We start from the raw sequence: 13,420 nt of genomic DNA on the forward strand, positions 1-13,420 counted from the left end.
CACGTCCACCGCCACCCCCGACACCGACCTGGCCGCCCTCCGTTGGTACGCGGCGGCCGCCGAATGCGTCCTCACCGCCATCGTGGAGCCCGGCCTCGACCAGGAGGACCGTCGGCGGCCCACCGCCGCGCATCCCCCGGGGCACGCCGCGGAGGTGGTGGCGCTGGGCGCCTTCGAGTCCGCGGAGGTGGCCTTCGCCTGGGGCGACGGGGAGCTGGAGAACATCGTCGCGCTGGTGGAGCGCAACGCCGAGGACACCGACGAGCGGCGAGCCGCCCACCTCTCCCTCCTGGTGCGGCTGTTCTTCCCGTACGTGCAGCGCAGCGGGCGGGTCGCCGAGATGGAGGTGCTGGGGCGGGCCGCGCTGGGTGCGGCACGGCGGCTGGGGGACGCGGCGGCGGAGGCGTACGCGCTGGGCGACCTCTCGGGCCTGCACTTCCTGACCGGCCGGCAGAACGACGCCCTCGCCCTCACCGACCAGGCCCTCGCGATCTGGCGGCGGCTAGACGCGGTCTCCAGGATCCGGCGCTGCCTGAACAACCGTGGGCTGCTGCTGGAGGGGCTCGGCCGGTTCGAGGAGTCCGGCGAGGCGCTGCGGCAGAGCCTCGGGTACTCCCGGCAGCTGAACGACCCCTACGGGGAGGCGGTCACCCGCAGCCACCTCGGCAACCTCTACGAGCACACCGACCCCCGGGCCGCCATCGAGCAGCACCGGCGTTCACTGGCGATCGGGGACGCCATCGGCGCGGTCATCGTGCAGCACTCGGCGCACTGCAACATCGGCTACGCCCACCTCACCCTGGGCGAACCGGAGGCCGCGGCCCGGCACTTCGAGGAGAGCCTGCGCATCCTCGGCGGGCACGGCGACTGGCACGGGGAGTCACAGACCCGGCTCGGACTGGTCCGGGCGCTGCGGCGGCTGGGCGACGGCGAGCGGGCCGCGCGCGAGTGCGCCGAGCTGCTGGGCCGGGCGGACGCCCGCGCCGACCGTTACATGGGCGGTCTCGCCCGCCACCAGCACGGTCTGCTGCTGCGCGAACAGGGGCGGCGCCCGGAGGCGCACGACGTCTGGCGTGCGGCCCTCGCGGCCCTGGACGGCACGGACGAGCAGACGGTGATGGAGGAGCTGAGGGAGCTGCTGGCCGACGGTACGGGCCGCTGACGGGCGTTCACTTGGCGTCGGCGTAGCACTCCACCACCGCCGTGGTGAACGGGAAGCGCACCGGGGTCTCGCCGAAGGCCAGCCGTGCGGCGAGGTCGGAGGCTTCCTCGATGGCCCGGACGACGGTGTCGGCCTCGTCGGCGGGACAGTGCACGATCACCTCGTCGTGCTGGAAGAACACCAGTTCGGCCCGGAGGTCGGCGCAGGCCCGGCGGAGTGCGGCGAGCAGCAGCAGGGCCCAGTCGGCGGCGCTGCCCTGGACCACGAAGTTCCGCGCGAAGCGGCCCCGGGCGCGTGCGTCGGTGGAGGAGTGGCCGCGGAGCCAGGTGGGTCCGTCGGGGTCGTCGTCGCCGACGGGGATGCCCGCCTCCTCCGCCGTGTCCTCGCCCGCCCCGGCGGCGGGCGGGCAGGTGCGGCCCAGCCAGGTGCGCACGAGCCGGCCCTCCTCCCCGGCCCGCGCGGCGTCGTCGACGTAGGCCACCGCTCTGGGGAAGCGGCGGCGCAGCGCCGCGAGGTTCTTCAGGCCGTCGCCCGAGGTCTGGCCGTAGACGGCGCCGAGCACGGCGATCTTGGCCTGGTCGCGGTCGCCGGAGAAGGCCCGGTCGGAGACGGACTGGTAGAGGTCGGTGGTGCGGCCGGCCACCTCCATCAGTCCGGGGTCGCGCGAGATGACCGCGAGGACGCGCGGCTCCATCTGGTCTGCGTCGGCCACGACGAGGCGCCAGCCGGGGTCGGCGACCACGGCTCGCCGGATCACCTTGGGGATCTGCAGCGCGCCCCCGCCGTTGGTGACCCAGCGCCCGGTGACCGTGCCGCCGGCGTGGAACTCGGGCCGGAAGCGGCCGTCGCGGACCCAGTCATGGAGCCAGGACCAGCCGTGTGCCACCCAGATGCGGTACAGCTTCTTGTACTCCAGCAGGGGCGGTACGGCGGGGTGGTCGACCGAGGCGATCTCCCGGCGGCGGGTGGAGCGCACCTTGATGCCGGCCTGGGCGAAGGCCTTGACGACGTCGGCGGGCAGGTCGGGCCGGACCCGGCGGCCGAAGGCGGCGGACACCTCGTCGGCCAGCTCGGCCAGGCGGCGCGGCTCGCCGCCGCCCGCGTACCGCTCGCCGAGCAGTTCGTGCAGCAGGCGGCGGTGTACCTCGGCGCTCCAGGGCAGGCCGGAGCGGTTCATCTCGGCGGCCACCAGCATCCCGGCCGACTCCGCCGCGGTCAGCAGCCGCATCCGGCCGGGGTGGGCGGTCTTCTCGTGCCGCCGCTGCTGGTCGGCGTAGACGGCGAGCAGGTCCGCCAGCGGCAGCCGGGTGCCGGCCGGTTCGAAGAGCGGGGACTGGGCGCCCGGCTCGGCCGGGCGCTGCGGTGGGTCGGGCGGTACGGGGCCGCCGCGGAGGCGGGCCAGGGCGGCGGCGGCCGAGCGCGGCTCGCCGTGTCTGCCCTCGTGGCCCAGCAGCAGGGTCTCGGCGTCCTCGATGTCGTAGCACCGCTCCACTCGCACCCCCGTGGCGAGCAGCAGCGGGTAGACCTCGGCGGTCGACCGCCACACCCAGCGCGTCACCTCCGGACGGCTTTGCACCGCCCCGGCGGGATCGCTCTCCCGCCGCACCGGACCGGCGGGCAGCCCGTCCGGGCCGAGGGGGGCGACGTCCACGCCACCGTCCTCGGCCGGCGCGAGAGCCCACCGGTCGGTCATGTCCGCGAGTGTGGCAGGCACCTCTGACAGTGGCCCTCCGACGGCGGCCCGGCCTGCGGTTCCACCGGCTCAGTCCGAGGCGTCCTGCGCCGCGTCGCCGGCCGCCCGCTTCTGGTCGAGCACGGTCGCGAGCACCCGGTCGACGAACGTCTCCGTCGCCTCCTTGGTGATGCCGAGCCCGCTGAGGACACCCTCGCCGTTCTCGTGTTCCAGCAGGGCCAGCAGCAGGTGTTCGGTGCCGATGTAGTTGTGGCCGAGCCTGAGGGCCTCGCGGAAGGTGAGCTCCAGGACCTTCTTGGCCTCCGGGCCGTAGGGGACGAGTTCGGGGGCGTCCTGCGCGGCCGGCGGGAGCACGGCGGTCGCGGCCTCGCGCACGGAGTCCAGCAGGACGCCCTGTGTGGTGATCGCCTTGGCGGCCATGCCGTCCGGCTCGGCCAGCAGCCCGAGGACCAGGTGCTCGGGCCGGCCCTCCGCGCTGTGGGCCGTCACGGCCTCGTGGTGGGCGGCCATGACCACGTTCCGCGCGCGCGGGGTGTAGCGGTTGAAGCCCTGGCTGAGGTCGAGGTCCGCCGACTCCTTGGGCACGAAGCGCTTCTGCGCCGCCTGCCGGGTGACGCCCATGCTCCGTCCGATGTCGGTCCAGGACGCCCCCGAGCGGCGGGCCTGGTCCACGAAGTGGCCGATCAGGTGGTCGGCCACGTCGCCGAGGTGATCGGCGGCGATCACCGCGTCCTGGAGCTGCTCCAGGGGTTCCACGTGGGCCTTCTTGATGGCCTCGATGAGGTCGTCGAGGCGTACGGATGCCGTGATGTTCGGTTGGTTCGCCATGTGTCAACCGTAGGTTGCCTCCATGGCGCTGTCAACTGACGGTTGACAGTGTTCCGCCTCGGGCATGCCATCGCTCCCGTCGTCCCCGGAAGTTGTCCACAGGGTGTGGACAACTTCCTGGCGTCGCGCCCTGCCCCCGGTCGTTGTCGGTGCCGCGTGGCACGATCGAGAGCGTGACCAGCACCCCCAGCACCGTGGAGCGCGCCTTCCGGGCCGCCCTGTACGACGACACCGACGCCGGGCTCGACACGGGCGCCTCCCTGCTCGCGGCCGACCCCGCCGCGGACGGCGAACTCGCGCGCCGGGGCGAGGAGTTCGTGGCGACGGCCTGGCAGCGCGGCTGGCAGCCCGCCGATGTCGTACGCCTGGTCCGGCGGGAGCTGGAGGACGTCCACGTGGGGCTGGCCGCCGGACTGATCCGGGCGCAGGCCGGACGGGACCGCCCGCGCGGACCCCGCTGGGCCGCCCAGCTCGACGCGCTGCCGCCGGACCCCGCGCGTCCGGCCGACCGCTTCTCGCACGCCACCGCCGTCCTCCAGCTCCACCGCCTGCTGCTGCGCCTGCCCGCCCTGGAACCCCTCGACGAGCCCCGCCGCGCGCACGGGCCCGCCGCCACCCGCATGCTCACCCGCATCCGCGCCCTGCTCGCCAAGGCCGAGGCGACCGACTACCCGGACGAGGCGGAGGCGCTGAGCGCCAAGGCGCAGGAGCTGATGGCCCGGCACAGCGTCGACGAGGCGCTGCTCGCCGCGGCCGCCCCCGCCGCGGACGCGCCCGGCGCCTGCCGCATAGGTGTCGAGCCGCCGTACGAGCAGGCCAAGGCGGTGCTGCTGGACGCGGTCGCCACCGCCAACCACTGCCGGGCGGTGTGGAACGAACCGCTGGGCTTCTCCACGGTCGTCGGCTTCGAGGCGGACCTGGAGTCGGTCGAGCTGCTGTACACCTCGCTGCTGGTGCAGGCCACGCACGCGATGACCCGGGCCGAGGCCGCGCAGCGGGCCGGTGGACGCAAGCGCACCAAGACCTTCCGGCAGTCGTTCCTCGCGGCCTACGCCCACCGTGTGGGCGACCGGCTCGCGGCAGCCGCCGAGACGCAGGTGACGCGGGACCTGCTGCCGGTCCTGGCCACCCGCGAGGTCGCCGTCACCGACCGGCTGGAGCGCATGTTCCCGCAGACCACCACGGCCCGGCTGCGGGGCGTGAGCGACGCGGCCGGCTGGACGGAGGGCGCGGCCGCGGCGGACCGGGCCCAGGTCAGGGCGCGGCCGCGGCTCGGCTGACGCGGCTCAGTCCCCGGCCTGCTGGAAGGCGCCGACGCCGGCGTTCGGGTCGCCGTGGCCGCTCCGGCCGGCGATCGGCCCGTACTTCCAGGGGATGACCTGGGCGGTGTCGCTCCCGGGCAGCGTCACGTCCATCGACGTGGCCTTCAGGCTCTTGGCGTCGCCGTCGGCGCCCCGCACGTAGGTGACGGTGAAGGTCGCGGAGTCGCCCTTGGCGAGCTTCAGCTTCTGCGCCTTGGCCCCCTGCTGGGGCTTCAGGACGACCGAAGGGCCCCCGGTCTGCTTCACCTCGACGTGCGGGAAGCCGTCGAGGGTGCAGGGCGCGCTCTGGTTGGTCATGCTGACGACCACCTGGCCGGTGTCCCCGGCCGCCGGCGCCTCGCTGGAGGAGCTCGCGGCCTGCACGGAGACCTTGCCGACCGCGCAGCCGGATCCGGACTTGCTCTTGGCGCCGTCGTTGCTGCCCCCGCTGTCGCAGGCGGTCAGGGCGAGGGCGGCGGTGAGAGCGGTGACAGTGAGCCGAATGGCGCGCATGTGCTGTTCCCCATCGAGGTGGTGGCGGTCTCCCCGCATCATGGTGCCTGCCCGGGGGGCGCGGTCACGCACCCCTCGGGAATTCACCGCTTCAGGGCAGTCGGCAGTCCGGACGGGAGCTTGCCGCCCTCGGCCTTGGTGTAGGTCTCCTGGCCGAGCTTGCCGGACCAGGTCACCTTCATGCCGTCCCCGCTCACCGAGTCGACCATGCCCGTGACCCGGTCCTTGCTGCCGTCGGTGCACGTCAGATGGATCATCTGCATGCCCGCCTCGGTGCCCGCGGCCCCGCTGCACACGGTGCCGCCGGTGGCGAAGAGACCGGCCTGCTTCCCGGTGATCACCAGGGCGACCACCGTGCCCTTGCTGGTGGTGATCCAGCTGCCCTGGAGCTTGCCCGAGGAGCCCGTCACCGCGCCGGAGCCGGAGGCCGCGATGGCCGTCGGGGTCCCGCTGGGGGTGGTGGAGGAGCCGTCGTCGGAGCCGCCCCCACCGCACGCGGTCAGCGCGAGCGCGCCCACCAGCCCCGCGGCAGCGGCCGTGGCCCGCACCCTTGCAGTCGCCGTAGTCACGTCAAGCTCCCGAGTTCCTGCGAGCCGGCCGCCCCGGGGCTGTCGACCCGTTTTCGGAGGGCACCCCCCGGGCCGGGGGGACCGCAGCAAGCTACCAGTCGTCCCGGCCCGCTCGCCCTGGCCGTGCGGCCACCCTGGCCGGGCAGGTGCCGCGTGATAGGTAGGGAAATTCCTACGGTTGACGCGTAGGGAATCTCCTACCTAATCTGGGGGCATGACCATCACACACGCCTCGTTCGTCACGCTGCCCGTCTCCGACCAGGACCGCGCGCTGCGCTTCTACACGGATGTGCTGGGTATGGAGGTCACCGCGGACCGGGAGATGCCCCAGGGCCGCTGGCTCCAGGTGGCACCCGAGGGCGTGCAGACCGTCTTCACGCTGTCGGGGCCGGGGATGGGCGGTTTCGAGCCCGGCTCCGTCCGGGGGATCATGTTGGCCACGACCGACGTCGACGCGGACTGCGCCCGGCTCGCCGCCGCCGGGACCTCCGTGCAGGGACCGGACGAGCTCCCCTGGGGGCGCATGGCGTCCTTCACGGACCCCGACGGCAACGGTCTGATGCTGCTGACGGAGAAGGAAGGCTTCTGAGCGCTCCATGAACGGGCCGGACACCGCCGCCGAGGACCGTGTCTTCGCCGCGCTCGCCAACGCCACCCGCCGCGAGGTGCTCCGGCTGCTGCGCGAACGCGGACCCCAGCCCGTGCAGGCGCTGGCCGACCACTTCGACATGCGCCGCCCCAGCCTCTCGGAACACCTCAAGGTGCTCCGGGAGGCCGGCCTCGTCTCCGAGCGACGCTCGGGGCGCCGGCGCATCTACCGCCTGGAGGCGGCCCCGCTCGCCGATGTGCAGGACTGGCTCCATCCGTACGAGCGGTTCTGGCGCGAGCGGCTGCGGGGCCTCGGCGAGCTGCTGGACCGGATGCCCGACGATGAACAGCCATGACCACAGCACCCGGCGGTGACGCCGACGACCTCACCACGGTCCGCGTCGCCCAGTTCTTCCCGCACCCGCCCGCCAAGGTCTGGCGGGCCCTGACCGAGCCCGGTCTGCTGGCCCGCTGGCAGATGCCCGGTGCCGAGGAATTCCGCCTGGAGGTCGGGCACCGGTACCGGATGACCTCGGTCCCGCGTCCCAACAGCCGCTTCTCCGGTGTCGTCGAGGTGCGGGTGCTGGCCTACGACATCGAGCGGATGCTGTCCCTCCGGTGGGTGGACGCGGATCCCGCCAATCTCGCGGAGTGGACCGTCACCTGGACCCTGGAACAGGAAGGGCGCGGTACGCGTCTGTTCCTAGTGCACGAAGGATTCGATCCGGACGATCCGGCGCAGCTGATGGCGCGGAAGATCATGGACGGGGGCTGGAGGGGGCGTGTGCTGCCCTCTCTCGAGGAGACGCTGGACCAGCTCGGGTAAAGCGGACGGCGAAGCTGTAATCGTGGGACCACCCCCCGTGCACGTGCATCTGCTCATGCAGTTGCACATGAACAGGGTTATGATCCGGGTCAGTTGACCACGGCATCTATGGCCACAACAGCCAGTGCACCAGGGAGCGACCTGTGGACCGCGACGTTGAGAGCGTGTACGGGGAGTACGACGTGTACAACGGCATGGCTGCCGCGCAGCTGGACGGAGTGGCCTGGCAGAAGAGCAGGCACAGCAACTCGCAAGGTTCGTGCGTGGAGTTCGCGCGGCTGCCGGGCGGCGACGTCGCGGTGCGCAACTCGCGCTTCCCGGACGGGCCCGCGCTCGTCTACACCCGCGCCGAGATCGAGGCCATGCTCCTCGGTGTCAAGGACGGCGAGTTCGATCATCTGGTGGTCGGCTGAAACGACTCAGCCGCCCCGGCGCCGCCCCGCGGGTCACACCCGCGGGTCACAAGGGGGCGGGTGACGGGACGAACGGCGGGTGTACGCGCGTAGAAACCCCGCGTCGCTGAACGCCACGCTGCGTCAGCCGGTCGTCCCGAGCCGGAACATCGCCCAGACCACCTTGCCGTCGAGGGTGCCGGCGAGCGGGTGCCAGCCCCAGCTGTCGGCGAAGGAGTCGACGAGGAACAGTCCCCGGCCGGACTCGGCGGAGAAGTCGTCCGAATCCCGGGGGGTGGGCGTCTCGTGGCTGGGGTCGCGCACCGCGCACACCAGCCGCTCGGTCCAGCGCATCAGGTGCAGCCGTACCGAGGCCGCGTGTTCGCAGCCCACCGCTTCGGCCGGCAGCGCATGCCGCAGCGCGTTGGTCACGAGTTCGGAGACGACGAGACATATGTCGTCGAAGCGGTCGCCCACGTCCCACCGGTCCAGGGTTCCCCGGGTGAAGCGCCGGGCCTCGCGCACCGCCTCGTAGCGGGCGGGCAGTGCGAAGGAGGCGGCATCGGACACGGCTGCGGGGTCCAACGGCGGAAGGCCCTGCCGTAACGGCTTGAGCATGGTCGATCCATTCGTCCCCATGCGAGGCACTCCCGGGAATTCGCGGTCGTTGCGATGCAGCGGTGGCGCGGCACCATGGTTTCGGATGGGAAGGGCAGATGCAAGGGCAGATGCACGTGCACGCGACCGAATTGAACCCTCCCGTACCGCTTCTTGGCCATTTTTTCCGCCAAGTTCGATCTCAGATCTGTCAGAGGTCCGGACCTCTCGCAGCGGAAAACGGCCGACCTCTTTCCGTTTCCGTAACCGTACGAGTACTGCTCGAAGTGTTTTAGTGGCAGACTTCGGCCCCTGAAGACGGTTGGGGAGGCTGGCGGAACGTGAGCGCGGGAGAGCCCGGATCGGTGGTGCGGCGCATGCTGCTCGGCTCGCAACTCAGGCGACTGCGTGAAGCACGGGGGATCACGCGCGAGGCGGCGGGTTACTCGATCCGCGCATCCGAGTCGAAGATCAGCCGGATGGAGCTGGGCCGGGTGAGCTTCAAGACCAGAGACGTCGAGGACCTGCTGACGCTGTACGGCATCACGGACGAGGCGGAGCGCGAATCGCTGCTCTCGCTCGCCCGCGAGGCCAACGTGGCGGGCTGGTGGCACAGTTACACCGACGTGCTGCCCACCTGGTTCCCCACCTACGTGGGCCTGGAGGGCGCCGCCTCCCTGATCCGGGTGTACGAGGTGCAGTTCGTGCACGGCCTGCTCCAGACCGAGGAGTACGCCCGCGCGGTGGTCCGGCGCGGTATGAAGGGCGCGAGCGCGGCCGACGTGGAGCGGCGGGTCGCCCTGCGCCTGGAGCGGCAGAAGCACCTGCTCGCGGACAACGCGCCCGAGTTCCACATCGTCCTGGACGAGGCCGCCCTGCGCCGTCCCTACGGCGACCGCGACGTGATGCGCGGCCAGTTCCAGCATCTGATCGACATCTCCGAGCGCCCCAACGTGCGGCTGCAGGTGATGCCGTTCAGCTTCGGCGGCCACTCCGGTGAGAGCGGTGCCTTCACCCTGCTCAGCTTCCCCGAGTCCGACCTGTCCGACGTGGTGTACGTGGAGCAGCTGACCAGCGCCCTCTACCTCGACAAGCGCGAGGACGTCGCCCAGTACGAGCAGGCGCTCAAGGAGCTCCAGCAGGACAGCCCCGGCCCGGACGAGAGCCGCGACCTGCTGCGCGGCCTGCTCCAGCTGTCCTGAGGCGCGGCCGCTTCGGTGCGCCGCCACCGTCCCGGGACCCCGCCGTCTTGAGAGGACACCTTCAACTGGGTTGAAACACAAGTACGATGACGGGCGATCAGACCGTGACCGGGATCTGGCGTCTGCTAGTGATTGAGGGATCACATGTCGTCCTACTTCAGCGACCTGGCCCAGCAGTACATCGACGGTGAATGGCGTCCGGGCACCGGTTCCTGGGATGTCATCGACTTCAACCCGTACGACGACGAGAAGCTGGCCTCGATCACCGTGGCCACGGTCGACGAGGTCGACGAGGCCTACCGGGCCGCCGCGCGCGCCCAGAAGCAGTGGGCGGCGACCAACCCGTACACCCGGCGCACGGTCTTCGAGCGGGCGCTGCGGCTGATCGAGGAGCGCGAGCAGGAGATAGCCGACCTGATCATCGCGGAGCTGGGCGGCACACGCGTGAAGGCCGGCTTCGAGCTGCACCTGGTCAAGGAGTTCCTCCGCGAGTCGGTCCATCTGGCGCTGCGGCCCGAGGGGAAGATCCTGCCCTCGCCGACCGACGGCAAGGAGAACCGCGTCTACCGGGTGCCGGTGGGCGTGGTGGGCGTGATCAGCCCCTTCAACTTCCCGTTCCTGCTGTCGATCAAGTCGGTCGCCCCGGCCCTCGCCCTCGGCAACGCCGTGGTGCTCAAGCCGCACCAGAACACCCCGATCGCCGGCGGCACCCTGGTCGCGAAGATCTTCGAGGAGGCCGGCCTGCCCGGCGGCCTGCTCAACGTGGTCGTCACCGACATCGCCGAGATCGGCGACGCCTTCATCGAGCACCCGGTCCCCAAGGTCATCTCCTTCACCGGCTCCGACAAGATCGGCCGGCACGTCGCCACCGTCTGCGCCGCCAACTTCAAGCGCTCGGTGCTCGAACTGGGCGGCAACAGCGCGCTGGTCGTCCTGGACGACGCCGACCTCGACTACGCGGTGGACGCGGCGGTCTTCAGCCGGTACGTCCACCAGGGCCAGGTCTGCATGGCGGCGAACCGGGTGCTCGTCGACCGCTCGGTCGCCGACGAGTTCACCGAGAAGTTCGTCGCCAAGGTCCGGTCCCTCAAGGTCGGCGACCCGCGTGACCCGCAGACCGTCATCGGCCCGGTCATCAACTCCGCGCAGGCGGGCGCTCTCGCGGGGGCGGTCGAGCAGGCGATCGCCGAGGGCGCCACGGCCCTGGTGCACGGCGCCACCACCGGCAACCTGGTCGAGCCCAGCGTGCTGACCGGTCTGCCCGCGGACTCCGCCCTGCTGCAGCAGGAGATCTTCGGCCCGGTCGTCTTCCTGGTGCCCTTCGACGGTGAGGAGGAGGCGGTCCGGATCGTCAACGACACCCCGTACGGCCTCAGCGGCGCCGTCCACACCGGGGACATCGAGCGCGGTGTGGCCTTCGCCAAGCAGATCGACACCGGCATGTTCCACGTGAACGACGGCACGGTGCACGACGAACCGCTCGTCCCGTTCGGCGGTGAGAAGCACTCCGGCATCGGCCGCCTCAACGGCGAGACCACCCTGGAGGCCTTCACCACCGTCAAGTGGATCTCGGTGCAGCACGGCCGCAGCGGCTTCCCGTTCTGACCCGCCTCACCTTCGCGCTGATTCCTTCCCGCGCGCCGGGCCCTTGCGGACGGAAGCTGACCGCAAGGGCCCGTAGCTTCGTCGGTGTCAGGGAAACACGGCGATGAAAGGCGGCCGGTCATGGTCACTCATGTGGCGGCGGAGGCACGGGGCGACGAGCGCGGGGCGCTGCTGGCCTTCCTGGAGGAACAGCGCGGGGGGATCCGGCGGGCGCTGCTCGGGCTGACCGAGGAACAGGCCCGCTCCCGCCCCACCGTCAGCGAGCTGTCCCTGGGCGGCCTGCTCAAGCACGTCGCCGAGACCGAGCAGGGCTGGCTGGCCCGGGCCAGGCAGGAGCCGCCGGCGATCCCGCGTGACCAGTCGAACTGGCACGAGACCTTCCAGCTGCTCGACGACGAGACGGTCGCCTCCCAGCTCGCGTACTGGGCGGAGGTCGCCGCCGGCACGGAGAAGTACATCCGCTCCGCGCCCAGCCTGGACGACACCTTCCCGCTGCCGCCGGACCCCTGGTTCCCGCCGGAGGGCCGGGTCTCCCTGCGCTGGCTGTGCCTGCACCTGATCCGCGAGACGGCCCGGCACGCCGGCCACGCCGACATCCTCCGCGAGTCGCTGGACGGCAAGACGGCGTTCGAACTGGTGGCCCTGGAACAGCAGGGCGGCTGACCGGCCGCCGGGGGGCCGGCGCCCGCGGGGCGCCGGCCCAGGGCCCCGCGCCGCTGATCCGGTCGAGCGTCCCTAGTGGTGGAAGCTGGTCGCCGCGGCCTTGTCCCGGGTCTGCGGGTGCGGCTGCCGGCGCAGCTCCGGCAGCAGACGGGTCAGGTCGTCGAGGAAGAGGTCGGCGAGGTCGTGGGAGAAGCCGTTGCGGCACACGATCCGCACCACGGACAGGTCCTCCCGGTTCGGCGGGAAGGTGTAGGCGGGCACCAGCCAGCCGCTCTCCCGCAACCGCCGGGAGACGTCGAAGACGTCGTACGACTCGACGCCCGGCGCGGTCGTGAAGGCGAACACCGGCAGCTCGTCGCCCCGGGTCAGCAGCCGGAAGTCACCGAGCGCCTCGATCCGGTCCGCCAGCGCGGTCGCCACGTCCCGCGTCGTCTGCTGCACCGCCCGGTAGCCCTCACGGCCCAGCCGCAGGAACGTGTAGTACTGCGCCACCACCTGGGCGCCCGGCCGGGAGAAGTTGAGCGCGAAGGTGGGCATGTCCCCGCCCAGGTAGTTGACCCGGAAGACCAGCTCCTCGGGCAGCGACTCCTTGTCCCGCCACAGCGCCCAGCCGACGCCCGGGTACACCAGGCCGTACTTGTGCCCCGAGGTGTTGATCGACGCCACGCGCGGCAGGCGGAAGTCCCACACCAGGTCCGCGTCGAGGAAGGGCGCCACCATGGCGCCCGACGCGCCGTCCACGTGCACGGGCACGTCGAGGCCGGTGCGCTCCTGGAGGGCGTCAAGGGCCGCGCACAGGTCCGCGATCGGCTCGTACGACCCGTCGAAGGTCGAGCCGAGGATGCCGACGACCCCGATGGTGTTCTCGTCGCACAGCTCGGCCGCCGCCTGCGGGTCGAGGTGGTAGCGGTCGCCCTCCATCGGGACCAGCCGGGCCTCCACCTCCCAGAAGTTGCAGAACTTCTCCCAGCAGACCTGGACGTTGACACCCATGATCAGGTTCGGGCGGGCTCCCGGATAGCGGTCCGCGTTGCGCTTGGCCCAGCGCCGCTTGAGCGCCATCCCGGCGAGCATGCACGCCTCGCTCGACCCCGTGGTCGAACAGCCCACGGCGGCGGCCGGATCGGGCGCGTTCCACAGGTCGGCGAGCATCGCCACACAGCGCCGCTCCAGTTCGGCGGTGCGCGGGTACTCGTCCTTGTCGATCATGTTCTTGTCGCGGCACTCCGCCATCAGGTCCCCAGCCTGCGGCTCCATCCAGGTGGTGACGAAGGTGGCCAGGTTCAGCCGGGCGTTGCCGTCCAGCATCAGCTCGTCGTGCACGAGCTGCGCCGCCGTGGTGGGCGGCAGGGGCGAGTCGGGCAGCCGGTGCTTGGGCGGGGCCTCGGTCATCTCGGCCACCGGGTTCGCCTCCCCGAAGAACGGGTTGACCGACATCCGCCGCTCGTCCTTCTTCTCCGGACCTTCGTGCAGAGCCATGA

General features: G+C 71.9%; 15 protein-coding genes. 9 read left to right on the plus strand and 6 right to left on the minus strand.

What is annotated here, in order from left to right; all coding sequences use genetic code 11:
- Positions 1 to 1,162 (plus strand): tetratricopeptide repeat protein (locus V7E45_RS19385; protein ID WP_333775441.1); only part of this gene is annotated, 1,162 nt, incomplete at its 5' end.
- Positions 1,163 to 1,169: 7 nt separating this feature from the next.
- Here the strand turns inward: V7E45_RS19385 and V7E45_RS19390 are convergent.
- Complete coding sequence (locus V7E45_RS19390) at positions 1,170 to 2,855, minus strand: bifunctional 3'-5' exonuclease/DNA polymerase (protein WP_333775442.1); 1,686 nt, start codon at positions 2,853 to 2,855, stop codon at positions 1,170 to 1,172.
- Positions 2,856 to 2,924: 69 nt separating this feature from the next.
- Positions 2,925 to 3,683: a Clp protease N-terminal domain-containing protein gene (locus V7E45_RS19395; protein WP_333775443.1), complete on the minus strand. Its 759-nt coding sequence runs from the start codon at positions 3,681 to 3,683 to the stop codon at positions 2,925 to 2,927.
- A 173-nt stretch (positions 3,684 to 3,856) separates the two neighbouring features.
- Between V7E45_RS19395 and V7E45_RS19400 the strand changes: the two genes are divergently transcribed.
- Positions 3,857 to 4,963 carry a DUF2786 domain-containing protein gene (locus V7E45_RS19400; protein WP_333775444.1) on the plus strand — a complete coding sequence of 369 codons (1,107 nt, stop codon included), beginning with the start codon at positions 3,857 to 3,859 and terminating at the stop codon, positions 4,961 to 4,963.
- Positions 4,964 to 4,969: 6 nt separating this feature from the next.
- On the opposite strand, the gene V7E45_RS19405 is transcribed toward V7E45_RS19400, so the two are convergent.
- Both V7E45_RS19405 and V7E45_RS19410 read right to left on the minus strand, forming a co-directional pair.
- A complete protein-coding gene (locus tag V7E45_RS19405; protein WP_333775445.1) occupies positions 4,970 to 5,497 on the minus strand; it encodes a DUF4232 domain-containing protein in 528 nt (175 codons plus the stop codon).
- An 83-nt stretch (positions 5,498 to 5,580) separates the two neighbouring features.
- The gene (locus tag V7E45_RS19410; protein ID WP_333775446.1) at positions 5,581 to 6,066 is read right to left on the minus strand and encodes a hypothetical protein; all 486 of its coding nucleotides are present in this window, start codon (positions 6,064 to 6,066) and stop codon (positions 5,581 to 5,583) included.
- 214 nt (positions 6,067 to 6,280) lie between these two features.
- Between V7E45_RS19410 and V7E45_RS19415 the strand changes: the two genes are divergently transcribed.
- From V7E45_RS19415 to V7E45_RS19430, 4 genes are all read left to right on the plus strand, one after another.
- Positions 6,281 to 6,655: a VOC family protein gene (locus tag V7E45_RS19415; RefSeq protein ID WP_333775447.1), complete on the plus strand. Its 375-nt coding sequence runs from the start codon at positions 6,281 to 6,283 to the stop codon at positions 6,653 to 6,655.
- A gap of 7 nt (positions 6,656 to 6,662) precedes the next feature.
- A complete protein-coding gene (locus tag V7E45_RS19420; RefSeq protein WP_333775448.1) occupies positions 6,663 to 7,010 on the plus strand; it encodes a metalloregulator ArsR/SmtB family transcription factor in 348 nt (115 codons plus the stop codon).
- Complete coding sequence (locus V7E45_RS19425; protein ID WP_333775449.1) at positions 7,007 to 7,480, plus strand: SRPBCC family protein; 474 nt, start codon at positions 7,007 to 7,009, stop codon at positions 7,478 to 7,480. Before V7E45_RS19420 ends, V7E45_RS19425 begins: the two co-directional genes overlap by 4 nt.
- 143 nt (positions 7,481 to 7,623) lie before the next feature.
- Positions 7,624 to 7,893, plus strand: coding sequence for a DUF397 domain-containing protein (locus tag V7E45_RS19430; protein WP_443056094.1), 270 nt, complete (start codon positions 7,624 to 7,626; stop codon positions 7,891 to 7,893).
- A gap of 123 nt (positions 7,894 to 8,016) precedes the next feature.
- Here the strand turns inward: V7E45_RS19430 and V7E45_RS19435 are convergent, their stop codons facing one another.
- Entirely contained in the window at positions 8,017 to 8,490 is a 474-nt protein-coding gene (locus V7E45_RS19435; protein WP_333775467.1) for an ATP-binding protein, read from the minus strand.
- A 356-nt stretch (positions 8,491 to 8,846) separates the two neighbouring features.
- Between V7E45_RS19435 and V7E45_RS19440 the strand changes: the two genes are divergently transcribed.
- The 3 genes from V7E45_RS19440 to V7E45_RS19450 all read left to right on the plus strand — a co-directional run bounded on the left by V7E45_RS19440 (position 8,847) and on the right by V7E45_RS19450 (position 11,939).
- Complete coding sequence (locus V7E45_RS19440; RefSeq protein ID WP_052352323.1) at positions 8,847 to 9,671, plus strand: helix-turn-helix domain-containing protein; 825 nt, start codon at positions 8,847 to 8,849, stop codon at positions 9,669 to 9,671.
- 144 nt (positions 9,672 to 9,815) lie between these two features.
- Positions 9,816 to 11,276 carry an aldehyde dehydrogenase family protein gene (locus V7E45_RS19445; RefSeq protein ID WP_333775450.1) on the plus strand — a complete coding sequence of 487 codons (1,461 nt, stop codon included), beginning with the start codon at positions 9,816 to 9,818 and terminating at the stop codon, positions 11,274 to 11,276.
- 120 nt (positions 11,277 to 11,396) lie between these two features.
- Entirely contained in the window at positions 11,397 to 11,939 is a 543-nt protein-coding gene (locus tag V7E45_RS19450) for a DinB family protein (protein ID WP_333775451.1), read from the plus strand.
- A gap of 72 nt (positions 11,940 to 12,011) precedes the next feature.
- Here V7E45_RS19450 and V7E45_RS19455 read toward each other — a convergent pair whose 3' ends face one another.
- Complete coding sequence (locus V7E45_RS19455; protein WP_333775452.1) at positions 12,012 to 13,418, minus strand: glutamate decarboxylase; 1,407 nt, start codon at positions 13,416 to 13,418, stop codon at positions 12,012 to 12,014.
- Positions 13,419 to 13,420: the final 2 nt, after the last annotated feature.

It is taken from the genome of Streptomyces sp. IBSBF 3136 (assembly GCF_036815105.1).
Lineage (GTDB): Bacteria > Actinomycetota > Actinomycetes > Streptomycetales > Streptomycetaceae > Streptomyces.